Below are 21,863 nucleotides of genomic sequence, written 5' to 3' on the forward strand. Positions count from 1 at the left end.
GCTGGCGGCGCATCTGCTGCTTTAACACCGCCCACGGCCGTTTCTGGCAGCGGTTGGTATTTGATGACCTTGGCCACGTCAGGCGTCGCAGGTGCCGGTTTGGGGCCAGTGACATACGCCAGGCAGACCATGCCCAATGCCGCGACCGGTAAGGTCCAGGCATATTTGTGGCTGTCGTGGCGGGTGTTGAAGTAATGGCGTACCAACACCGCGAGTACCGCAATCCCGGCCAGGATCAGCCAGTTGTATTGGCTGCCGTAGGTGCTCGGGAAGTGGTTGCTGATCATGATGAACAGCACCGGCAAGGTGAAGTAGTTGTTGTGACGCGAACGCAGCAGGCCTTTGGCTGGCAGCGTTGGATCGGGCGTGCGGCCTTCTTTGATGGCCGCAACCAGGGCTCGCTGGGCGGGCATGATGATGCGGAACACGTTGCCGACCATGATGGTGCCGATAATGGCGCCGACATGCAGATACGCGCCGCGCCCGCTGAACACTTTGCTCAGGCCGAACGCTGCGGCAACCAGCAGCAAAAAGAGGATAAAACCGAGCAGTGCCGGGCGCTTGCCCAAAGCAGAGTCGCACAGGAAGTCGTAGACAAACCAGCCGGCAATCAGCGAACCAATACCGATGGCAACCGCTTCCGGGCCGCTCATGCTGGAGCCGGGAGCGATCAGGTACAGCGCCGGGTTGAAATAGAACACCAGGCAAAGCAGGGCGATGCCGGACATCCAGGTGAAGTAGGCTTCCCATTTAAACCAGTGCAGGTTCTCCGGCATGGTCGGTGGGGCCAGCTTGTATTTTTCGAGGTGGTAGATACCGCCCCCGTGAATGGCCCATAAGTCGCCGGACAGGCCGTCTTTGGGGTTGGCTCGATTGAGGTTGTTCTCAAGCCAGACAAAATAAAACGACGCGCCAATCCAGGCCACACCGGTAATCATATGAATCCAGCGCACGCCCAGATTCAGCCATTCCATCAGATGTGCTTGCACAGTCTTTACCTCTCGCCTGTCACTCTTGAGTGAATGAGCAGACCTTCTCTTATTGGTGGGGGGCGAGGATCAAACGCTCATCCTCTTTAAAGAAATGCTCATCGCAGTTATTGCCTGAGCCACTGCGATCAACCACCAGGAAGTCATCCCGCTTTTCGATCGTCAGCACCGGGTGGTGCCAGACGCCGCGATGGTAATTAATGCCCTGCCTGCCATTACTGACAAAGGCGCGGACCAAGCCTGATACAGGTGCATCGCCAACGGGCGCGACCACGATCAGAAAGGGGTTGCCGAGCAGCGGAATAAACGCCTGGCTGCCCAGCGGATGGCGCTCCAGCATGCACACAGTGAACGGCATGTCCTGCGCTTCGGCGCGGAAGATGCTGATGATCGCCTTGCACTCTGGCGTAGCCGTTTGGACCTCGGCCAGACGATGAAAGCGCATGGTTGAACCGTTGTTGATCATGAAGTGATCGCTGCCATCGGTTTCAATCACGTCACCGAACGGGGCGAAGGCTTCTTTGGTCAGCGGTTCAATCTGTAATGTGCGCATGTTGGTCTTCTTATCTGGATTGCTGTGGTGTTTGTGGTGTTGCTATCGCGGGCAAGCCCGCTCCCACATTTGAAATGCATTCCCTGTGGGAGCCGGGCTTGCCCGCGATCGGGTTTTCCTTATTTAGCGACCTTGCCCAGTACACGCAGGCGGCTCACACCGCCGTCCGGGAACAGGTTGAGGCGGATGTGGGTGATCGGGCCCAGGGCTTTGATCTGTTCGCTGAAGCTGTGCTCAGCGTGCATTTCGAGTTTTTGGCTCGGCAGCAATTCACGCCAGAACAGGCTCTGGGTTTCAATCTGGCTGTCGGTACCGCCCTTGACGAACGCGCCCTGGATCGAGCAGCTGTCCGGGTAGTTGCCCTTGAAGTGCAGGGTGTCGACGATGATTTTTTCAACTTCACCGGCGTGACCCAGCGCGACGATGACCCAGTCATTGCCAGGGGTACGGCGACGTGCGGTTTCCCAACCATCGCCCATGTTGATGCCACGGCCCGGGTTAAGAATGTTGCTCATGCGGCCGAAGTGTTCGTCGGAGCAGGCGAGGGCGCGGCCACCATTGAGGGCGGCGGCCAGGTCTACCTGTTCGTTGTCACCCAGCGCAGACCAGTCACGGAATGGCACGCCATACACACGCAGACGTGCTACGCCGCCGTCCGGGTAGATGTTGAAACGCAGGTGGCTGAACGCCTGGTCGTTAGTGATTTCGTGGTAGTGGTGGCTGTTGCCTTGCAACTCGACCGCCGACAGTACTTCAACCCATTGGGTGTTTTCAGTCGGCTCGCCTTCAGCCAAAAAGCAGGCTTCGAGGGAGGCCGATGGCGGGAAGTTACCGGTGAAGAATGAAGTGTCGATGTCGACGCCCTTGATAGAGCCCGGAACGCCGAGGCGGATGACGGCACTGTCATAGCCTTCAAAGCGCTTGCGGCGGGACTCCCAGCCGTCCATCCACTTGCCGTTGTCATCGAAAACGCCCTCCTTCCACACGGCCGGGGTCGGCTGGAACAGGCGGTTGGCGTCTGCGAACCAGTCATCGGTCACCGAAACAATTTTGGTGCCAAGACGGGCGTCGGCCAGGTTGACGAACTTCTCGAACGGTACGGCGTAAGCTTTCATTCTTCTGGTCTGCCTTTAAATAAGTGGCTGGAGATACGTCACCGGCACCTGCCGGATCGGCTTAGAGCTGGCGTAATCGGAACAGGCCTATTTTGTTGATTTCTGCCAACGCGCATTTGAACTCGACGTCTGCCGGGTTGTGGATGCGAGTTTCGAACGCGGCGAGGATCTGGTGCCGGTCGCTGCCTTTTACCGCCATGATGAAGGGAAACTTGAACTTGGCTTTGTAGGCTTCGTTCAGCTCGGTGAAGCGCTGAAACTCTTCTTCCGTGCATTGGTGAATACCGGCGCCGGCTTGTTCATTAGTGCTGGCTTCGGTCAGTTGGCCCTGGACGGCAGCTTTGCCGGCCAGGTCCGGGTGAGCGTTGATCAGTGCCAGTTGGCGGTCGTGATCAGCGCTCAATAACAGGTCGCTCATACGCTGGTGCAAGGTGTCGATCTGATCGACGCTGGCGTCCAGGCCCAGGTCGTAAGCCTTTTCAGCCACCCAAGGTGAGTGCTCGTAAATGTCGGCAAAGGCTGCGACGAACTCATCGCGGCTCAGGGTTGACGGCTTGAGGGTCTTGAAGGCGCTCATCGGTCGGTCTCGGCAACAAAAGGGTGGGTGGCGTGCCAGTGCCGGGCAATGTCCACGCGGCGGGTAAACCAGACCTGTTCGTGGCCTTTGGCGTACTCGATGAAGCGTTTGAGGGCGGCGAGACGCGCAGGGCGGCCAATGAGGCGGCAATGCAGGCCGATTGAAAGCATTTTCGGCGACTCTGCGCCTTCGGCGTACAGCACATCGAAAGCATCCTTGAGGTACTGGAAGAATTGCTCGCCGGTGTTAAAACCCTGCGCCTGGGTAAAGCGCATGTCATTGGTGTCCAGTGTGTACGGGATCACCAGATGTGCTTTGCCGGTCGGGTTGTTGGGTTCCCAGTAGGGCAGGTCGTCGTCGTAGGTGTCGCTGTCATACAAGAAGCCGCCTTCTTCCATAACCAGCCGACGGGTGTTCGGGCCGGTGCGGCCGGTGTACCAGCCCAGCGGGCGTTCACCGGTGATTTCGGTGAGGATGCGGATCGCTTCGAGCATGTGCTCGCGTTCTAGCGTTTCATCCATGTACTGGTAGTCGATCCAGCGATAACCGTGGCTGCAGATCTCGTGGCCGGCGGCAACCATGTGGCGGATCACGTCCGGGTGACGCTGCGCGGCCATGGCCACGGCGAAGACCGTGAGCGGAATGTCGAATTCCTGGAACAGCTTGAGCACCCGCCACACGCCTGCGCGGCTACCGTATTCGTACAAGGACTCCATGCACAGGTTGCGCTCGCCTTGCAGCGGCTGCGCCGAGACCATCTCCGAGAGGAAGGCTTCCGATTCTTTGTCGCCATGCAGAAGGCTGCGTTCGCCGCCTTCTTCGTAATTGAGCACAAAAGACAGGGCGATACGGGCGTTGTCCGGCCAGTGCGGATGAGGAGGGTTTGGACCGTAACCAATCAGGTCGCGTGGGTAGTCAGCGCTCACTACAGTCTTCCTTATTGTGGGTGTTAACAGTCGACTGGCCAGACTTGGCGTCTCTGCGATGACTTGATTGTATACAACTTAATAATAAATTTGTAACCCTGAATTTGTGCATTTTTATCATGCTTTGTGCTTGAAGGGTACTTGCAAAAAACTTGCCTGATTGGTCAGGTTCTGAATACAAAGTCTCTAAAGGCCGTGTCTTTGAGCGTTGATAGTCTCCAAACCTCAGGTTAGACGTGTCGCGAAAAATAGCATTTTTAATTGTGTACAATTTTTTGAATAAGTGTCTTAATCTTCGCATCGCCGTGTCTTCCGGGGTTTATCTGAAAGCACGGCAGCCGAATTTATTCACCGAGTCGGGGAGGTCGCACACTCAATGGGACGTTTGACTACACACGTTTTGGATGCCGCACATGGATGTCCGGGCAGTTCGATCAAGGTCGAGCTGTACCGCGTTGAAGGTGCCCAATTGACCTTGGTGGCGAGTGCCTTGACCAACGAAGACGGGCGCTGCGACGCACCGCTGTTGCAGGGTGACGACTACCGTTCAGGGGTTTACCAGGTGCAGTTCAGTGCCGGTGATTACTACCGCGCACGGGGTGTGAAATTGCCGGAGCCGGCCTTTCTGGATGTGGTGGTGCTGCGTTTCGGGATCAGTGCCGAGCAGGATCACTACCATGTGCCGTTGCTGATCTCGCCGTACAGTTACTCGACGTACCGTGGTAGTTAGGGTTTAAAAGTTCGCATCGTGGTAGATGATTTGCCCGCTCACACTGCGGGCTTTTTTTTGCCCGCGATTTAAGCAAAACCCTGTAGGAGCGAGCTTGCCTCGCGATCTTTTGACCTTTTAAAAGATCGCGAGGCAAGCTCGCTCCTACAGTGGCGGTGTGATTTAACGACTCAACAACGAGGCCGTACCCGCCACGCTGAACAAGCCAGCGCTGACCTTATTGAACCAGCTTTGCCCCTTGCCACTGCGCAGGTAGCTCGCCGCGCCGTGGGCGCCCAGGCCGTAGGCCAGCTTGCAGAGCAGGTCGAGCACGGTCCAGGTGGCGATCATCACCAGCAGTTGCCCCAAAAAGGGTTGGTTGGGGTCAAGAAACTGCGGCAAGAACGCGGCAAAGAACAAAATGTCTTTGGGGTTGCTGGCGCCGAGCACAAACGCGCGCCCAAAGAGTGCGCGAAAGCGCGGTTTTGGTGCGGCGTCCGGCACTGTAGTGGCTCTTGCCGGTTGGCGCGATTGCTTCCAGCTTTGCCAGGCCAGGTAGAACAGGTACAGCGCGCCGACGATTTTAAGGGCGCTGAACAATTGCTCTGACGCCAGCAACAAGGCGCCCAAGCCCAGTGCCGACGCGCTGAGCAAGCAAATCGAGGCAATCACCCCACCCAAAAATGCCGGGTAAGAACGGCGCAAGCCGTAGTTCAGGCTGTTGCTGATCATCAATAACGACAGTGGCCCTGGAATCAGGATCACGACCAAGGCGGCACTGCTGAACAGCAGCCAGGTTTCCAGACTCATTACTTTCTCCATATACCCGTACAAGCGTTTCCCGTTGCACGATCGGGGTCTGCTGATTTATGCGTTTGTATACAAATAAAGCAAGTATTGTTTTCAAATTATCAGGTTTGTCAGCTTGAACGGCTTTGCCCCAGTGCCTGGTTGATCGTCAGCCAGCCGTTCACCGCTTCTTCTCCGGCTTGTTCGAACACCCGTTGCAGCAATTTAACCTGTTCACGGCGCAGGCTGGCCTCAAAGCGGACACCGTCGGCGGTCAGTTCCAGCAGGCGTTTGCGCTTGTCGGAGGGCGGCACCACGCTGACGACCAAATCCATTTCGATTAATTGGCGCAACGGCGTATTGAGGGCTTGCTTGCTCACGCCGAGCAAGGTGAGCAGTTCCTTGACGCTGACGCCGGGGTAATGGGCGATGAAAAACACGATGCGCTGATGAACCCGGCTCAGTCCGCGCCGGGCGAGCATCTCGTCGGCCTTGGCCGTGAACGCCTGGTAGCCAAAGAAGAAGGCTTGCATGGCTGCACGCTGGGTGGTCGGGTTTTTAAGGTCAAGCATATTGACGTATCCAGTCGCTGAGGCGTAATTTCGGTCAACCAGTTTGACTTATTTCCAATGATTTCTGCTACGGGTGACCTCAATGGCTTTCTCCGAACGTGTATCGCGCCTTAAAAGTTCTTTGATCCGTGAAATTCTGGCGGCTGCTCAGCGTCCGGAAGTCATGTCCTTTGCCGGCGGGCTGCCGGCAGAGTCGATGCTGCCTAAAGTCGACTGGACCGAGATGCCCGTCGCTCTGGGCCAATACGGCATGAGCGAAGGCGAACCGGCCCTGCGTGAGGCGCTGGCCGCAGAGGCCCGTGCGTTAGGAGTCAACTGTGAGGCGAGCCAGGTGCTGGTGCTCAGCGGTTCGCAACAGGCACTCGACCTGGCAGCCAAGCTGTACATCGACAAGGGCACCGAAATCATGCTCGAGGCGCCGACCTATCTGGCAGCGCTGCAAATCTTCCAACTGTTCGGCGCCGAATGCCTGACCTTCCCGCTACAGGCCGATGGCCCGGACCTGGCAGCGTTGCGTGTTCAGTTGGCTAAACACCGCCCGGCCTTTATCTATTTGATTCCGACCTTTCAGAACCCGTCTGCCGTGCGTTACAGCGAAGCCAAGCGCGACGCCGTGGCCGCGCTGCTCGACGAGTTCGGTGTCACCCTGATTGAAGACGAGCCGTACCGAGAACTGACGTTTGATGGCGGCAGCGCGACGCCCATTGTCAGTCGCTTGAAAACAGCCAGCTGGATCTACACCGGCACGGTGTCGAAAACCCTGTTGCCGGGCCTGCGCGTGGGCTTTCTGATTGCCAGCCCGGATTTGTTCCCGCATTTGCTGCGCCTTAAGCAATCGGCGGATTTGCACACCAACCGTATTGGCCAGTGGCAGGCGTTGCAGTGGATCGGTACCGAGAAAATGGCTAACCATTTGGCGGTGTTGCGTGATTTTTACCGCGTGCGTCGTGACGGCTTCCAGGCCGCGCTGGAAGAACATTTTTCGGACCTGGCGGATTGGCAGGTGCCGCAGGGTGGGCTATTTTTCTGGCTGACCCTCAAGCAGCCGCTGGACACCCGCACCTTGCTCAAGCCAGCGCTGGCACAAGACGTCGCGTTTATGCCGGGTGAGCCGTTCTTCGCCGACCCGGACCAGAACGTGGGGAGTCTGCGTTTGAACTTCAGTCACATTGATCCAGAACGCCTGCACGAAGGTCTCAAGCGTCTGGCAATGGTTATCCGTCAAGCACACGCCGCAGAGGCGGCTTAGGAGTTGCGATGCTCAAGGTTTATGGCGATTACAACTCGGGCAACTGCTACAAAATCAAACTGATGCTGCACCTGCTGGGCCTGGAATATGAGTGGCAGTCGGTCGACATTCTCAATGGCGACACACAAACCCCTGAGTTCCTGGAAAAAAACCCGAACGGCAAAGTGCCGGTGCTGGAATTGGAAGATGGCACCTGCCTGTGGGAGTCCAACGCGATTCTCAACTACCTGGCAGATGGCAGTGACTACTTACCCACCGAGCCGCGTTTGCGCACCCAGGTATTGCAGTGGCAGTTTTTTGAACAGTACAGCCACGAGCCCTACATTGCGGTGGCACGGTTTATTCAGTTCTATCTGGGCTTGCCCGAAGAGCGGCTAGAGGAATACCGCAAGCTACAAAAGCGCGGTTACAGGGCGCTGGAGGTGATGGAGCAGCAATTGCAACGCACGCCGTATCTGGTGGGTGAGCACTTCTCGATTGCTGACGTGACGCTGTATGCCTACACCCACGTGGCGCATCAGGGCGGGTTTGATCTGAGCAGATTCCCGGGGATCCAGGCCTGGATACAGCGCGTGGCGAGCCAACCGCGCTATGTCGGGATGCTGGATTAAGCGGGGACTGCCGCAGGCTGCGATGGGTTGATTTTAAACATCAATAAATCGCAGCTTGCGGCTGCTACGGGCGTTTAAACGCTGGCAAACCGTGTGTTCAAGTACTCAATGATCACTTTGGAGTCATACATCCAGGTGGTCTTGCCGTCTTCTTCGATCCGCAGGCAAGGCACTTTGATCTTGCCGCCTTGCTCCAGCAGGGTCTTGCGATCTTGCTCGTTGTTTTTCGCGTCGCGCAGGGCCACTGGCACGTTCAGGCGGCGCAGGTTACGGCGGGTTTTGACGCAAAACGGGCAGGCGTGGAACTGATACAGGGTCAGGCTTTTGGCCGCTTGATCAACTTTTGCCTGGTCAGCAGCAGGGCGCTGTTTTTTGCTGGGGCGGGTAATGAAATCCCCGGCGATGATCAATTGGCCCAAACCGATGCGAAGCGCTTTGATAAACACAGTAGAAAGCCTCATGGGCAATTAAATAAAGGATGGAGCTTAGCCGAAACAACCAGGCGAAAAAAAACCGGCGATGAACGCCGGCTCTTTTATGCCCGGATTACTTGATCAGGCTGAGAAACTCACTGCGTGTGGCCGCGTTTTCGCGGAACTCACCCAGCATCACCGAGGTGATCATCGACGAGTTTTGCTTCTCGACGCCGCGCATCATCATGCACATGTGCTTGGCTTCAATCACCACGGCAACGCCCAGGGCGCCAGTGACTTGCATCACCGCGTCGGCGATCTGACGGCTCAGGTTCTCTTGAATCTGCAAGCGACGGGCATACATGTCGACGATACGTGCGACTTTCGACAAGCCCAGCACTTTACCGCTTGGAATGTAGGCCACGTGCGCCTTGCCGATAAAAGGCAGCAAGTGGTGTTCGCACAACGAGTACAACTCGATGTCCTTGACCAGCACCATTTCGCTGTTGTCAGAGCTGAACAAGGCACCGTTGGTGACTTCTTCGAGGGTCTGCTCATAACCGCGGCAAAGGTATTTCATGGCTTTGGCGGCACGCTTGGGCGTGTCCAGCAGACCTTCGCGGGAGACGTCTTCGCCAAGCTGACCGAGGATGGCGGTGTAGTTTTGTTCCAGGGACATTAATCTACCTGTGGGATTTTTCGCAAAGGGCAAGGGTACGGGGGCTGACTCGGCGCTGCAAGTGTGGCGATGCGCGGTTACTCGTCGCGGCCTTCCATCATGGTGCGTTTGAGCATGACGTAAACGGCGCCAGCGCCGCCATGTTTGGCCTGGCAGGAGCAGAAACCCAGGACTTGGGCATGTTGGCGCAACCAGGTGTTGACGTGGCTTTTGATCATGGGTTTTTTGCCGTCAAGGCGCACGGCCTTGCCGTGGGTGACGCGCACGCAGCGGACTTCAAGGCGGGTGGCTTCGCCGAGGAACTCCCAGAGCGTTTCGCGGGCCTTTTCGACGGTCATGCCGTGCAGGTCCAGGCTGCCTTCGAAGCTGATCTGCCCCAGCTTGAGTTTGCGCATCTGGCTTTCTTGCACGCCATCGCGGGCCCAGTGCAGTTGATCTTCGGGGCCGACATCAATCACAAACTGGTCAGACAAACCGTCAATGATCGTGGTGTTGCTGCGCACGATAGCGTTTTGCCGCAGTTTGGCCAGTTGCGCACGGTCAGTTTTGGGTTTGCCGGTGTCGGCGCGATCATGCTTGATCGGTTTGACACCGCGAATCTCGTTTTTGAACAGGGAAAAGTCGTCGTCTTGCATGTCAGCCTCCGCGAAGGGCGCACAGTTTACCCAAGTCGACGACAATCGGCAGGCCGATGTGTATTAGTCGCGCTTTTTCATCAGGTGCGGCGCCATGTTCAAGCCAAATGGAGCACGCATGCGCCGACGGCTACGGCGCCATAGCCAGATGCCCAGCCAACTGACCAACAACCCGGCGATCAGCACCAGTACGGCAGCGGTGGGGTTGGCGTTCAGGTCGCCCAGAGCTGCCGGGTGGCCGATCAGGCTGCTGGCACTGGTCAACAATAACGCGACGCCTGCCAGTGTCAGCAGGGCAGCCAGGGTCAGAATCAGCCATGCGCGCCAGTTTCGGTGTTCTTTAGGGCGTAAGCGTCGTGCATCAAAACCATCGGAGATCTTCATTCCGATCTTTCCTTATAGGGTATCGGCCCTTCAGACAGGAACATGGGCGGGTTGTTCCTGAGGTGCTCCGAAATCGGAGTTCAAGCTGGCGCACAGCAAGGGTGCAGATAGGCGGTCAAAGGGCGCCGCCTATCAGTGGCAGGCTCAGATGAGGTTTTTGGTTTGGGCCAGGGTGGCGAAGTTGTCATTCATGATCGCCATTTCGGTTCGCTGCACGTCTGCCGCGCTGATGACGCCGTTGGCGGTGGGCAGGTCGCGGGTGGCGCAGGCATCTTCGACCAGGGTGCAGCGAAAGCCGTAGTCTTTGGCGGCGCGCACGGTGGTGCTGACGCTGGAGTGGCTCATGAAGCCGCAGACGATCAGGTCCAGATGACCCTGTGTTTCCAGTGCTTCTCGCAGGCGGGTGTCGTTGAAGGCGTTGGGCATGCGCTTCTCGATAACCACTTCATCGCCTGTCGGCTCAAGCCCGGCGATGAACTCGCCGCGTGGGCCTTGCGGGTCGAACATGCCGCCGACCGTGCCCAGATGGCGAACGTGCACCACCGGGCGCTTGGCCTTGCGGGCGGCTTCGAGGAGCAGGGCGATGTTGGCAGTCGCGGCTTCCATCCCGGACAGGGCCAGAGGGCCGCTGAGGTATTCGTTTTGCGCATCGATGATCAGCAGGCTGGCATTGCTCAGATTAGCTGCGGCATAACCACGCCCAGTGAGTTGAAACATCGTCTTTAAAGCGGACATTCGGGGGCTCCTTTGAGTGGGGCTTTTGCGACATTCTCCACTGGCCGAGCGTTTATGTGAATGGGCAGTCGTGTAAGCCACGCCGTTGTTGGCCTACAGCGATGTCAAGAAACATTGCAAACGTGCATAAACCTACGAAATGTAACGTTTTTAAGTTTTTTGTAACGGATTCAGACGCGTACAAATGAGTGCCCCGAATCACCGTCGGGCACAACTTTGGCCGCGTCGGAATTTGACTGTTAGAATCGTGGGTCGATTTTGAGGAGTAAGACCGTTGATCACTTCCCGACTGCGCACACTGCGCGACCATATTCGCTGGGCTGTTAGCCATTTTCACAGGGAAGATCTATTTTTTGGTCATGGCACCGACAACGCTTGGGACGAGGCTCGTCAACTGGTGTTGGGTGCGTTGAACCTGCCGTGGGAAATTGCCGACAGCTACCTCGATTGCCGCCTTGAAGACGACGAGCTGGTGAACCTTCAGCATTTGCTCAAGCGCCGCATCGAGGAGCGCGTGCCGACGGCTTACCTGTTGGGCGAAGCCTGGTTCTGCGGCATGTCGTTTATTGTCGACGAGCGCGTGTTGATTCCGCGTTCACCGATCGGTGAGTTGATCGAAAAACGTTTCGAACCGTGGCTGGGCGCTCAACCGGCGCGCATTCTCGATTTGTGCACCGGCTCGGGCTGCATCGGTATTGCGTGTGCCGATGAGTTCCAGAATGCCGAGGTGGTGCTGGCGGATCTGTCGTTTGAAGCGCTGGAAGTGGCCAATCAGAACATTGAGCGCCACGGCGTCGATGAGCGTGTGTACACGGTGCAGGGCGATGGTTTTGATGGCTTGCCCGGCCAGCGTTTTGACTTGATCGTGTCGAACCCGCCGTATGTGGATGCCGAAGACTTTGCCGACATGCCTGCCGAGTATCAACACGAGCCTGAGCTGGGCCTGGCCTGCGGTGATGACGGTTTGAATCTGGTACGGCGGATGCTGGCCGAAGCAGCGGATCATCTGACCGACAAAGGTTTGTTGATTGTCGAAGTGGGCAACAGCCAGGTGCATGTTGAAGCGTTGTACCCGGAAGTGGATTTTGCCTGGCTCGACTTTGAACATGGCGGCCACGGCGTGTTTATGCTGACCGCTGAGCAGTGCCGCGAGCATCAGGCGCTGTTTGCTGCACGGGTTTAAAGGGTGAAACCCGGCAGGCCCTGCAAGGGGGCCTGCCTTCAGCGATGGGTGGCAATCCAGATCAGTAAGGCGGCCTGAAACACGGCGAACGCCACCAGGCAGGTGATGGTGAAGCGTAAACCGGTGTCTTCGCGTTTGAACTTGCTGATCTTCTCGTCTTTTTCGCGCAGCTTCAGCTCTTGTTCCTGCAAGTTCTGTTCGGCCTGCTGGAGCATCTGCGCTGCTTCGAGAATCTCGACAAACTGGATTTTTTCGCTGTTCCAGGTGTTGTACAAATCTGCCGCAAGCCCCGTTTCGATCCGCGCCTTGCGATGCAGAACGTCTTCATAGATCACGTCAAAGCCCTGGGTGCGCAAGCAATGATCGCGGCGCAGGCGCATGTCTTCGTGCAGGGCGTCCTTGGTCGGCAAATCGAAGCTTTCAAAGCGATAGCGTGACCATTTTTTCTGAACCCACTGCGCGCCCTGGGCCATGAGAAAGCGCCCGATTCCGCGGTTCAGCGGCTCAACCAGCACGCCGCGTTCAGGGCTGATGCTGGCAAGTTGGGTGGTGTGATCAAGCCAGATATCGAGCTGGTTTTGCTCTTTGCGGACCTGTTGACCGGGCAGCGAAATGCTCAGGCGCAGCAAGCTCTGCTCTTTGTTGTGGCGCTCGGCATACCCAAACTGGACGAAGCGCAAAGGCCGCGCCCCGGTGCTGCGATCGGTGGGCAATGGCGCCAGGCGCAGCATTTTGAAATGCTCGGGCTGCACGTCAGCCCAAGGTCGCGGGAGCGCCTCGGGCGTGGCCGGCTCTGGCGAGTCGGCAGGTTGTGATGGGGTGTCGCTCATAACGGCAAAATCCTGTGCAAGCACGATATGTCGGCTCAATGAAGACGGCCGACAATGTTTTATCGGCCGTTATGCGCAGGACTGGAGGGCTGAGCGGCATTCACTTTTGCGATAAAGCGCACAATCCGGTCACCGACTTCACCCGCGAGGCGCTGGTTAGGGTCGTTGTAGGACAGCACTTGGCGTTTGATGTCCATCGGCACAATGCGCATGACGTGGTTCATGCCGTGTACCAAAGTCAGGGACGCGTCTGGCTTGGCGGCTTTAAGCAGACGCGCATCTTTGACCTCGACCTGAATATCGTGGGTGCCCTGAATAATCATCGCCGGCATCTTCAGTGCAGCGAAGGCTTTGGCCGGGTTATAGCGCAGCAGGCTGATCAGGTAAGGCTGCACGCTTGGGCGAAAGATTGCTTCAAGGGCCGGCGGCACGTTGTCGTCGGTGTGCCCGGCTTCGAGGCTGGCTATCAGCTCAAAGCTGCGTTTGAGCAGGGCCGGCGGCAAGTTGTTGCGCTGCAATTGTTCACGCAGCAACTGACCGACAGGGCGCCCGGAACCGGCAATCGAGATAACCCCGGCGGCGTCGATGCGCGGGGCGGCCAGGACAGCAATCAGTGCACCTTCGCTGTGACCGAGCAAAAATACTTTGCCAAAACGCGGGTCGGCCTTCAGCTTGTCGCCCCAGGCCACGGCGTCGTTGACGTATTGATCGACGCTCAGTTGGCGCTCATCCGGCGCGGCCGGCAGGCTTTGCGCAATGCCGCGCTTGTCAAAGCGCACGCTGGCAATGTTGTTTTGCGCCAAACGCCAGGCGAGTTTTTTCAAGCTGTCGTTGCGCCCGCCAATCGGGTTGTTGCCATCGCGGTCGGTTGGCCCGGAACCGGCAATAAGCAGGACCACCGGCACCGGCTTGTCACTTTTTGGCAACACCAGCGAGCCGTACAGAGTACCGGAGCCGGTATCCAGCTCGATGGGGCGCAGCAAGACGTTGGACTGAGTCGCCGCAAAGGCCTGAGTACCAAACAGGGTTAGAACCAGAAGGAGTATTCGCAGCATCATCACGCCATCATTGTTGAAAGTGCCGGTTACACAACACCGGATGAGTAAGGTTGGAGGATGAACTACAGAGGCAGCCTGCGTATACTGGCGCGCTTAGTTATCCAAGCTTAGTTTTTAGGCTGATTTTCACGGAGCGCCCTGAATGTCCGGCAATACCTTCGGCAAGCTGTTCACTGTTACCACCGCAGGCGAAAGCCATGGTCCGGCGTTGGTCGCTATTGTAGATGGCTGTCCACCCGGGCTCGAGCTGTCTCTTGAAGACCTGCAACGTGATCTGGACCGCCGCAAACCGGGCACTAGCCGCCACACCACACAGCGTCAGGAAGCCGACGAAGTCGAGATTCTATCCGGTGTTTTTGAAGGCCGCACCACCGGCTGCGCCATCGGTTTGTTGATCCGCAACACCGATCAAAAGTCCAAGGACTACTCGGCGATCAAGGACCTGTTCCGCCCGGCCCACGCCGACTACACCTACCACCATAAATACGGCGAGCGCGATTATCGCGGAGGTGGGCGCAGTTCTGCACGTGAAACTGCCATGCGGGTAGCGGCCGGGGCGATTGCCAAAAAGTATTTGGCGACCCAGGGCATTGTGATTCGCGGCTACATGAGCCAGTTGGGCCCGATTGAAATCCCGTTCAAAACCTGGGATTCGGTCGAAGAAAACGCCTTTTTCAGCCCTGATCCGGACAAAGTGCCAGAGCTTGAAGCCTACATGGACCAACTGCGCCGTGATCAGGACTCGGTTGGGGCCAAGATCACCGTGGTGGCCGAAGGTGTGATTCCGGGGTTGGGCGAGCCAATTTTCGACCGTCTGGATGCTGATCTGGCGCACGCCTTGATGAGCATCAATGCGGTCAAAGGCATCGAAATCGGCGCCGGCTTTGCCAGTGTTGCCCAGCGCGGCACCGAGCACCGTGATGAACTGACCCCGCAGGGCTTTGTGAGCAACAATGCGGGCGGCATTTTGGGCGGTATTTCGTCGGGCCAGCCCATCGTGGCGCACCTGGCGCTCAAGCCTACGTCAAGCATCACCACCCCGGGCCGCTCGATTGATAAAGACGGCAACCCGGTCGACGTCATCACCAAAGGTCGTCATGACCCGTGCGTTGGCATTCGGGCGACCCCGATTGCCGAAGCCATGATGGCCATCGTGTTGATGGACCACCTGTTGCGTCATCGCGGGCAAAACGCCGATGTGCGTGTGACGACGCCTGTGCTGGGCCAATTGTGATTCAGCGGTCGTTGAGCGCCATGGTCTGATGGCAATGGCGCCTCTTCCTTACTGGCGTTTGTCAGGGTTCTACCTTTTTTACTTCGCTTTGCTCGGTGCTACAGCGCCTTTTCTGGCGCTGTACTTCCATCACCTCGGATTCTCCAGCGCACGGATCGGCGAGTTGGTCGCCATACCCATGCTGATGCGCTGCGTAGCACCCAACTTGTGGGGCTGGCTGGGTGATTACACCGGCAAGCGTCTGCTGATCGTGCGGCTGGGTGCGTTCTGCACCTTGCTCGGCTTCAGCCTGATCTTTATCAGCAAGAGCTACGCCTGGCTGGCGCTGGTCATGGCGTTGCATGCGTTCTTCTGGCACGCGGTGCTGCCGCAGTTTGAAGTCATCACCTTTGCCCACCTGCGCGAGCAACCGGAGCGTTATAGCCAGGTGCGTTTGTGGGGGTCGATCGGTTTTATCCTCACTGTGGTGATTCTGGGTCGCCTGTTTGAATGGCTGAGCCTGGATATTTACCCGGTGGCGCTGGTCGTGATCATGGGTGGCATTGTGTTATGCAGCTTGTGGGTGCCCAATGCCCAGCCTTCGAGTCAGGGGCGAAAACCCCACGAGGGCGGCTTTTTCAAGCAACTGCGCAGCCCCGGCGTGATTGCGTTTTATGTGACCGTTGCGCTGATGCAACTGAGCCATGGCCCGTATTACACCTTCATCACCTTGCACCTGGAAAGCCTGGGCTACAGCCGTGGCGTGATAGGTATGCTGTGGGCGTTGGGGGTTGTGGCTGAAGTTTTGATGTTTTTGGCCATGCGCCGCATCCTGCTCAAGTTTTCGCTGCGTCGCGTGTTGATGGCCAGCTTTGCCCTGGCCGCCTTGCGCTGGCTGTTGCTGGGATCATTTGCCGAATACCTGTGGGTGTTGCTGTTGGCGCAGTTGATGCACGCGGCAACGTTTGGCAGTTTTCATGCGTCGGCCATGAGTTTTGTGCAGCGCAGTTTCGGGCCCGGTCAACAAGGGCAGGGGCAAGCGCTCTACGCCACCCTGGCCGGTATGGGCGGCGCGGCGGGAGCGCTTTATGCCGGTTACAGCTGGAACACACTCGGGCCGACTATCACCTTTAGTATGGCAAGCCTCGCAGCACTGGCTGCAGCCGTTATCATCGCTACTCGATTGCAAGAGGACAGGGCATGAGCCTTACCCGTGAACACTTGAGCCTGGAAATCATTGAAGCCGGGCGTTTTTTATATGGTCGCGGCTGGTCGCCGGCCACCAGCAGCAACTACTCGGCCCGGCTATCGGCCACCGAGGCGCTGCTGACGGTGTCAGGCAAGCACAAAGGCCAGTTGGGCATTGATGATGTGCTGGCCACGGATTTGTCAGGCAACAGCCTGGAACCGGGCAAAAAGCCTTCTGCGGAAACCTTGCTGCACACTCAGCTGTACAGCTGGCGCCCGGAGATCGGCGCGGTGTTGCACACGCATTCGGTGAATGCCACGGTGTTGTCGCGGCTGACGCCGGGTGACAGTATCGAATTTGAAGACTACGAACTGCAAAAAGCCTTCAGTGGTGTATCGACCCATGAGTCGACAGTTCGGGTGCCGATTTTTGACAATGATCAGGACATCGAGCGACTGGCTGCCAAGGTTCAGCCCTGGCTTGAGGCACACCCTGACTGCGTGGGTTACCTGATTCGTGGGCACGGTCTGTATACGTGGGGTGCGCGCATGAGCGATGCCTTGCGCCAGATCGAAGCCTTTGAGTTTTTGTTTGAATGCGAGTTGAAAACCCGCGCTGTGCTTAACCGTTAACGCTGACTTCACGTCGAAGAAGCCCACTGCCTGATTTCAACGGTCTGCCTGAACGGCCTGGAAAAAGCCGAAAGTGCACGCCGAAGCTGAGGAATACCCCCCATGAGCAGCCTTTCTGTTTACCACGTTTCAAGCCCGGAAATACCCAACAAGGTATTGACCCACCTTGAAGACATCGCCTCCACGCTGGCCGAGCAGGGCGTGCGCTTTGAGCGCTGGCAGGCGGCTGCGCCGATCCAGCCGGGCGCCAGCCAGGACGAAGTGATCGACGCCTATCGCACGCAGATTGATCAATTGATGACTGAGCAGGGTTACGTCACCGTTGACGTGATCAGCCTCAACAGCGACCACCCGCAAAAAGCCGAGCTGCGCGCCAAGTTCCTCGATGAGCACCGTCATGGCGAAGATGAAGTGCGTTTTTTCGTGGCGGGCCGTGGGCTGTTTACCTTGCACATTGGTGACTATGTGTATGCCGTGCTGTGCGAAAAAAACGACCTGATCTCAGTGCCAGCGGGCACCCCGCATTGGTTTGACATGGGCGAGCACCCGCACTTTGTGGCCATCCGGTTGTTTAACAACCCCGAAGGCTGGGTTGCAAACTTTACCGGCGAAGACATCGCCAGCCGCTTCCCGCGCCTCGAAGACTAAGGACCCCGTATGCCGATCAAAGCCATCCTCACCGACATCGAAGGCACCACCAGCGCCGTCAGCTTTGTGTTTGACGTGTTGTTTCCGTTTGCGGCCAAACACCTGCCTGACTTCGTCCGTGATCATGCCGAAGACCCTGAGGTTGCGAAGCAACTGGGGGCGGTGCGCCTGGACAGCGGCGAGCCCGAGGCGGACGTTGAGCGGGTGATCGAGATCCTGCAACAATGGATCGCTGAAGACCGCAAAGCCACGCCGCTTAAGGCGCTGCAGGGCATGATCTGGAAGCAGGGTTACGAGGCGGGCGAGTTGAAAGGGCACGTCTACCCGGATGCCGTCGAGGCACTCAAGGCCTGGCACGAAAAGGGCTATGACTTGTACGTGTACTCTTCAGGATCGATCCAGGCGCAACAGCTGATTTTTGGCTGTTCGGAAGCGGGCGATCTGACCCCCTTGTTCAGCGGCTATTTCGACACCACGTCCGGGCCCAAGCGCGAAGCCCAATCGTACCGGCACATCACCGAAGCCATCGGCTGCCCGGCGGGGAAAATCCTGTTTCTATCGGACATCGTCGAAGAGCTGGACGCGGCACAACAAGCCGGCATGCAAACCTGTGGTCTGGCGCGAGAAGGCGGGAAGAAGTTGGGTGATCATCTGACGGTCAGCAGCTTTGCCGATATAGATATTTAATCTTTGAACGTGAAGGAGCGAGCTTGCTTGCGATCTTTGATGTTGGAAAGATCGCGAGGCAAGCTCGCTCCTACAGTTTGATCGCTTACATCCTGTAGTCGCTGACAAGGCACGAAGGCTGCGAGCGAACACCCCCGTAGCAGTTGACGAGCTTTGCGAGGCTACGTCCGGGCGCGCAGTGCCGTAAAAATAGCCAAGATCAAAAGATCGCGAGGCAAGCTCGCTCCAACAGTTTGATCATGCTTTTATCAGCGTGTGTGATAGGTCGGCAGGGCAAAGCGGTGCTGGCTTTGCAGCAGTGAAATGGTCGGCAGTTCGCTGGCCGTACCTGCCAGATCACGACGAATCGCGCTGATCACCCAAGTCAGTTGCTCTGCGGTGTGCAACTGCGCGTATGAAATGACCCGCTGAGTCTGTTTACCTTCGCTGTCACACAACGTCAGCAATACACCGCCATCCGGGCGGGGCTTAACGTTGACGGTGTAGTTCGAAAACAGGGACGCGAATTTTTCTTGGATCAGGCTCATGTCAATCAGCTCCATTAGCTCATCTGTGCTTGCATGGAGAGGTAGTTGCAGTGATTGTGCCAGCACGCCTGTCTAATAAAATCCTTTTAAATCAATGGCTTAGTTTTTATTTAAGACGCAGGGTTCGTGCATTTTGCATGAATGGCCATCATGCATCCTGCATTTTGCCCAGTCACAGAGTTTGTTGGCGCGTTTGTACAAGAGTCGTTTGCTGATTGATTGTCTCTATGCCGCACTTGAGTAAAAAGGGGATGACACCGTTGGCAGCTCTCGGGAAACTACGGTTTTCTGTAGCCAACCTGGAGCCTCATATGTCAGACAACAAGCCAGCCGATCAACAACGGCAGATGACCCCCGAGGAAGCGGCTGAGTTTGCCGAGCAGGTTTTCAATAAAGCCCGCGAAGGCGACGCCGCCATGCTGGCAGCTCTGATGAGCAAGGGCTTGCCGCCTAATTTGCGTAATCACAAGGGCGACACCTTGCTGATGCTGGCCAGCTATCACGGGCATGTTGACGCTGTGAAGGTATTGCTTGAGCACAAGGCTGACCCTGAAATTCGCAATGACAACGGTCAAAGCCCGATTGCTGGCGCGGCGTTCAAAGGCGATTTGGAGATGGTTAAAACCCTGATCGAGGGCGGGGCGCAGGTTGAAGGCGCTTCGTTTGACGGCCGTACCGCCTTGATGATGGCTGCGATGTTTAATCGCACCGAAATCATTAAGTACCTGATCAGCAAAGGCGCCGATCCAAAAGCCAAGGATGCCAATGAGGTCACCGCGCTGGATGCTGCCAAGACCATGGGCGCAAACGATAGCGTCGCACTGTTGAATGAGTTGTTGGGCTGATTACATGCCCTTGAGGCGCGCAATTGATATATCCTGCGCGCCCTCAATTTTCCTTGTGACAGGCCTTGCCTATGAAAAACACTCTCGTTGAACTCATCAGCAAAATCAGCTCTGGGTGCATGGGCGACGAAGAAATTGCAAAAATCGCTGATGAAGCAGCGCAGGCCTACGCTGATCAAGACGCTTTTCTGGCGGCAAACCCGGACATCAACTACGACGACACTTACCCTATTGCGTTGGGCGAGTGGGTCGTCATTGGCAGTCTGCCGGAAACCGTCCTGTTCCAGGCTGACACCTATGTCGACCTGTTCACCCAGATCGTAGCCTCGTTCGGTCCTGGCGTGCCTTTCAACATCAAGCCCAAGCAATTGGCCAAAACCGAAGCGCTGACGGCGTTGAATCGTATCCAGATCCAGATGGGCAGCATGAACCCGGAGAACGGCGGCTATGTGCTGCTGAACCTGAGCCAGCCGCTGGATGATGAACTGCAAATGGTGCTGGTGTATGGCAATGACGTGCCACGCGTGCTGGCCTTGTGTGCCGAGGTAGGTATCAGTGCTGCGCCTGCGCTGGAAGCGTTGAAGGTCGCTGTTCACGTTTGATGCCCGGCCTGCAATAAAAAAACGGAACCCTCGCCGCAGCTGACTATCCTAAGTAAACACGCACTCACTCAGGAGCATCACCATGGGGTCGACGTTTAATGGTCTGGTAGGTCTGATTATTCTGGCGCTGGATATTTGGGCCGTCATCAATGTGCTCAAAAGTAACGTCGGAACCGGGATGAAAATCCTTTGGGTGCTGTTGATTATCTTCTTGCCGGTGCTCGGCCTCATTATCTGGGCCATCGCCGGGCCGCGAGGCAATGTGCGCATTTAAGTCGTCGGCCAGCGGGTGGCGACGGCTTTATTTGGCGCCACCCGCTGAGTTTGTCTGAGTCAAGGTTCGACCTGTCATGCTCGTCGTCGTAGAATGCGCGCCTTTCTTGGGCAGTTGAACGCGTGAACCGCAACAGTGGTAAACGCTCAAGCTGCCGATCATGGGCGGGTGACCGTCCGTTGCCATCTGCATTCAAAGGGACTTCCCATGACTGAAGTACTTAGCACCGACTATCTCGAAACCCTCTACGAGGGTTATGGTCAGCGTTTTCGTATGGACAAGCTGCTGCACGAAGTGCGCACTGACCACCAGCGCCTGGTGATTTTCGAAAACCCGGTGATGGGCCGGGTCATGGCATTGGATGGCGTGATTCAGACCACGGAAAAGGATGAGTTCATCTACCACGAGATGCTGACTCATGTGCCGATTCTGGCGCACGGCACGGTCAAGCGCGTGCTGATCATTGGCGGCGGCGACGGTGGCATGCTGCGCGAAGTGACCAAGCATGTGGGCATTGAGCACATCACCATGGTCGAGATCGACGGCACCGTGGTTGAAATGTGCAAAGAGTTCTTGCCGAACCATTCCAAAGGGGCCTACGACGATCCGCGCCTGAATCTGGTGATCGATGACGGCATGCGCTTTGTGGCGACCACTGAAGAAAAGTTCGATGTGATCATTTCTGACTCCACCGATCCGATCGGGCCGGGTGAAGTGTTGTTCTCTGAAAACTTCTATCAAGCCTGCCATCGCTGCCTGAATGAAGGTGGTGTGCTGGTGACGCAAAACGGCACGCCGTTCATGCAACTGCAAGAAGTTAAAACCACCGCAGAGCGCATGCGTGGTTTGTTCGCCGATTGGCACTTCTATCAAGCGGCCGTGCCGACTTACATCGGCGGCTCGATGACCTTTGCCTGGGGCTCAACCAACAGTGATTACCGCAAGTTGCCGCTGGAGACCCTGCGTCAGCGCTTTATTGGCAGTGGCATTGTTACTCGCTATTACAACCCTGAAGTTCACCAAGGTTCGTTTGCCTTGCCGCAATACGTTTTGCAGGCGATTAACAAGCCAGGCAACGTTTAAAGCGCAGTGAGTTACAGAAAGGGCCGAAAGGCCCTTTCTTATGTTTCAAATTATGCGTTTGCACAAAATTTTCACGTGCCGTCCATGACAATTTGCGTGCAAAATTTCGGCTCGGCTGCTTCTCAGAAGCCATTCACCTGGATTTCCAGTTCAGGT

28 protein-coding genes are annotated in these 21,863 nt (G+C 57.1%); 13 read left to right on the forward strand and 15 right to left on the reverse strand.

Annotated features, from left to right (window positions below; translation table 11 throughout):
* From GHO25_RS18660 to puuE, 5 genes are all read right to left on the reverse strand, one after another.
* Positions 1 to 989: urate hydroxylase PuuD (locus tag GHO25_RS18660; RefSeq protein WP_372240948.1), on the reverse strand; the 989-nt coding region annotated here is incomplete at its 3' end.
* Positions 990 to 1,038: 49 nt separating this feature from the next.
* Positions 1,039 to 1,542 carry an ureidoglycolate lyase gene (locus tag GHO25_RS18665; RefSeq protein ID WP_048371299.1) on the reverse strand — a complete coding sequence of 168 codons (504 nt, stop codon included), beginning with the start codon at positions 1,540 to 1,542 and terminating at the stop codon, positions 1,039 to 1,041.
* Positions 1,543 to 1,661: 119 nt separating this feature from the next.
* Positions 1,662 to 2,657: an allantoicase gene (gene alc / locus GHO25_RS18670; protein WP_048391549.1), complete on the reverse strand. Its 996-nt coding sequence runs from the start codon at positions 2,655 to 2,657 to the stop codon at positions 1,662 to 1,664.
* Positions 2,658 to 2,718: 61 nt separating this feature from the next.
* On the reverse strand, positions 2,719 to 3,234 hold the full coding sequence (uraD, locus tag GHO25_RS18675; RefSeq protein WP_153391714.1) for a 2-oxo-4-hydroxy-4-carboxy-5-ureidoimidazoline decarboxylase: 516 nt from the start codon (positions 3,232 to 3,234) through the stop codon (positions 2,719 to 2,721).
* Positions 3,231 to 4,160, reverse strand: a complete 930-nt coding sequence (gene puuE, locus GHO25_RS18680) for an allantoinase PuuE (protein ID WP_048371293.1) — start codon at positions 4,158 to 4,160, stop codon at positions 3,231 to 3,233. Before puuE ends, uraD begins: the two co-directional genes overlap by 4 nt.
* A gap of 376 nt (positions 4,161 to 4,536) precedes the next feature.
* Between puuE and uraH the strand changes: the two genes are divergently transcribed.
* A complete protein-coding gene (gene uraH / locus GHO25_RS18685; RefSeq protein ID WP_048371291.1) occupies positions 4,537 to 4,890 on the forward strand; it encodes a hydroxyisourate hydrolase in 354 nt (117 codons plus the stop codon).
* A gap of 162 nt (positions 4,891 to 5,052) precedes the next feature.
* Here the strand turns inward: uraH and GHO25_RS18690 are convergent, their stop codons facing one another.
* The gene (locus GHO25_RS18690) at positions 5,053 to 5,679 is read right to left on the reverse strand and encodes a LysE family translocator (RefSeq protein WP_048391137.1); all 627 of its coding nucleotides are present in this window, start codon (positions 5,677 to 5,679) and stop codon (positions 5,053 to 5,055) included.
* A 110-nt stretch (positions 5,680 to 5,789) separates the two neighbouring features.
* Entirely contained in the window at positions 5,790 to 6,230 is a 441-nt protein-coding gene (locus GHO25_RS18695) for a MarR family winged helix-turn-helix transcriptional regulator (RefSeq protein WP_048371286.1), read from the reverse strand.
* An 82-nt stretch (positions 6,231 to 6,312) separates the two neighbouring features.
* Between GHO25_RS18695 and GHO25_RS18700 the strand changes: the two genes are divergently transcribed.
* Both GHO25_RS18700 and GHO25_RS18705 read left to right on the forward strand, forming a co-directional pair.
* Positions 6,313 to 7,479 carry a PLP-dependent aminotransferase family protein gene (locus GHO25_RS18700; RefSeq protein ID WP_048371284.1) on the forward strand — a complete coding sequence of 389 codons (1,167 nt, stop codon included), beginning with the start codon at positions 6,313 to 6,315 and terminating at the stop codon, positions 7,477 to 7,479.
* An 8-nt stretch (positions 7,480 to 7,487) separates the two neighbouring features.
* Positions 7,488 to 8,090, forward strand: coding sequence for a glutathione S-transferase family protein (locus tag GHO25_RS18705; protein WP_153391718.1), 603 nt, complete (start codon positions 7,488 to 7,490; stop codon positions 8,088 to 8,090).
* A 74-nt stretch (positions 8,091 to 8,164) separates the two neighbouring features.
* Here the strand turns inward: GHO25_RS18705 and GHO25_RS18710 are convergent, their stop codons facing one another.
* The 5 genes from GHO25_RS18710 to GHO25_RS18730 form a co-directional block, all read right to left on the reverse strand.
* Entirely contained in the window at positions 8,165 to 8,536 is a 372-nt protein-coding gene (locus GHO25_RS18710) for a glutathione S-transferase N-terminal domain-containing protein (protein WP_178110143.1), read from the reverse strand.
* A 100-nt stretch (positions 8,537 to 8,636) separates the two neighbouring features.
* The gene (gene folE / locus GHO25_RS18715; RefSeq protein ID WP_048371280.1) at positions 8,637 to 9,182 is read right to left on the reverse strand and encodes a GTP cyclohydrolase I FolE; all 546 of its coding nucleotides are present in this window, start codon (positions 9,180 to 9,182) and stop codon (positions 8,637 to 8,639) included.
* Between the two features lie 77 nt (positions 9,183 to 9,259).
* A complete protein-coding gene (locus GHO25_RS18720; protein WP_048371278.1) occupies positions 9,260 to 9,817 on the reverse strand; it encodes a Smr/MutS family protein in 558 nt (185 codons plus the stop codon).
* 63 nt (positions 9,818 to 9,880) lie between these two features.
* Positions 9,881 to 10,201, reverse strand: coding sequence for a hypothetical protein (locus GHO25_RS18725; RefSeq protein ID WP_153391723.1), 321 nt, complete (start codon positions 10,199 to 10,201; stop codon positions 9,881 to 9,883).
* Positions 10,202 to 10,345: 144 nt separating this feature from the next.
* Positions 10,346 to 10,936, reverse strand: a complete 591-nt coding sequence (locus GHO25_RS18730) for a cysteine hydrolase family protein (protein WP_048371275.1) — start codon at positions 10,934 to 10,936, stop codon at positions 10,346 to 10,348.
* 274 nt (positions 10,937 to 11,210) lie between these two features.
* On the opposite strand from GHO25_RS18730, the gene prmB reads away from it, so the two are divergent.
* Positions 11,211 to 12,119 (forward strand): 50S ribosomal protein L3 N(5)-glutamine methyltransferase, encoded by a 909-nt coding sequence (gene prmB / locus GHO25_RS18735; protein ID WP_153391725.1) that lies wholly within the window; start codon positions 11,211 to 11,213, stop codon positions 12,117 to 12,119.
* A 38-nt stretch (positions 12,120 to 12,157) separates the two neighbouring features.
* On the opposite strand, the gene GHO25_RS18740 is transcribed toward prmB, so the two are convergent.
* Positions 12,158 to 12,949, reverse strand: a complete 792-nt coding sequence (locus GHO25_RS18740; protein ID WP_153391727.1) for a hypothetical protein — start codon at positions 12,947 to 12,949, stop codon at positions 12,158 to 12,160.
* A 59-nt stretch (positions 12,950 to 13,008) separates the two neighbouring features.
* A complete protein-coding gene (locus GHO25_RS18745; RefSeq protein ID WP_153391730.1) occupies positions 13,009 to 14,007 on the reverse strand; it encodes an alpha/beta hydrolase in 999 nt (332 codons plus the stop codon).
* A 142-nt stretch (positions 14,008 to 14,149) separates the two neighbouring features.
* On the opposite strand from GHO25_RS18745, the gene aroC reads away from it, so the two are divergent.
* From aroC to mtnC, 5 genes are all read left to right on the forward strand, one after another.
* Positions 14,150 to 15,241, forward strand: a complete 1,092-nt coding sequence (gene aroC / locus GHO25_RS18750; RefSeq protein ID WP_048371267.1) for a chorismate synthase — start codon at positions 14,150 to 14,152, stop codon at positions 15,239 to 15,241.
* 34 nt (positions 15,242 to 15,275) lie between these two features.
* The gene (locus GHO25_RS18755) at positions 15,276 to 16,424 is read left to right on the forward strand and encodes an MFS transporter (RefSeq protein WP_153391732.1); all 1,149 of its coding nucleotides are present in this window, start codon (positions 15,276 to 15,278) and stop codon (positions 16,422 to 16,424) included.
* Positions 16,421 to 17,041, forward strand: coding sequence for a methylthioribulose 1-phosphate dehydratase (locus GHO25_RS18760; RefSeq protein ID WP_123751585.1), 621 nt, complete (start codon positions 16,421 to 16,423; stop codon positions 17,039 to 17,041). The genes GHO25_RS18755 and GHO25_RS18760 overlap by 4 nt, the downstream gene beginning before the upstream one ends.
* A gap of 102 nt (positions 17,042 to 17,143) precedes the next feature.
* The gene (locus GHO25_RS18765) at positions 17,144 to 17,689 is read left to right on the forward strand and encodes an acireductone dioxygenase (RefSeq protein ID WP_048371260.1); all 546 of its coding nucleotides are present in this window, start codon (positions 17,144 to 17,146) and stop codon (positions 17,687 to 17,689) included.
* Between the two features lie 9 nt (positions 17,690 to 17,698).
* Positions 17,699 to 18,376: an acireductone synthase gene (mtnC, locus tag GHO25_RS18770; RefSeq protein WP_123751584.1), complete on the forward strand. Its 678-nt coding sequence runs from the start codon at positions 17,699 to 17,701 to the stop codon at positions 18,374 to 18,376.
* Between the two features lie 248 nt (positions 18,377 to 18,624).
* On the opposite strand, the gene GHO25_RS18775 is transcribed toward mtnC, so the two are convergent.
* The gene (locus tag GHO25_RS18775; protein WP_048371628.1) at positions 18,625 to 18,903 is read right to left on the reverse strand and encodes a DUF3509 domain-containing protein; all 279 of its coding nucleotides are present in this window, start codon (positions 18,901 to 18,903) and stop codon (positions 18,625 to 18,627) included.
* 311 nt (positions 18,904 to 19,214) lie between these two features.
* Between GHO25_RS18775 and GHO25_RS18780 the strand changes: the two genes are divergently transcribed.
* The 4 genes from GHO25_RS18780 (at position 19,215) to speE (ending at position 21,707) form a co-directional block, all read left to right on the forward strand.
* Positions 19,215 to 19,748 carry an ankyrin repeat domain-containing protein gene (locus tag GHO25_RS18780; RefSeq protein ID WP_153391734.1) on the forward strand — a complete coding sequence of 178 codons (534 nt, stop codon included), beginning with the start codon at positions 19,215 to 19,217 and terminating at the stop codon, positions 19,746 to 19,748.
* Positions 19,749 to 19,819: 71 nt separating this feature from the next.
* Positions 19,820 to 20,350 (forward strand): hypothetical protein, encoded by a 531-nt coding sequence (locus GHO25_RS18785; RefSeq protein ID WP_048371256.1) that lies wholly within the window; start codon positions 19,820 to 19,822, stop codon positions 20,348 to 20,350.
* 82 nt (positions 20,351 to 20,432) lie between these two features.
* Positions 20,433 to 20,624 (forward strand): PLDc N-terminal domain-containing protein, encoded by a 192-nt coding sequence (locus GHO25_RS18790; protein ID WP_153391736.1) that lies wholly within the window; start codon positions 20,433 to 20,435, stop codon positions 20,622 to 20,624.
* A gap of 207 nt (positions 20,625 to 20,831) precedes the next feature.
* A complete protein-coding gene (gene speE, locus GHO25_RS18795) occupies positions 20,832 to 21,707 on the forward strand; it encodes a polyamine aminopropyltransferase (protein ID WP_048371251.1) in 876 nt (291 codons plus the stop codon).
* The last annotated feature ends 156 nt before the right edge of the window (positions 21,708 to 21,863 follow it).

This window comes from Pseudomonas sp. FSL R10-1350 (assembly GCF_009600525.1).
GTDB classification, from domain to species: Bacteria; Pseudomonadota; Gammaproteobacteria; order Pseudomonadales; family Pseudomonadaceae; genus Aquipseudomonas; species Aquipseudomonas helleri.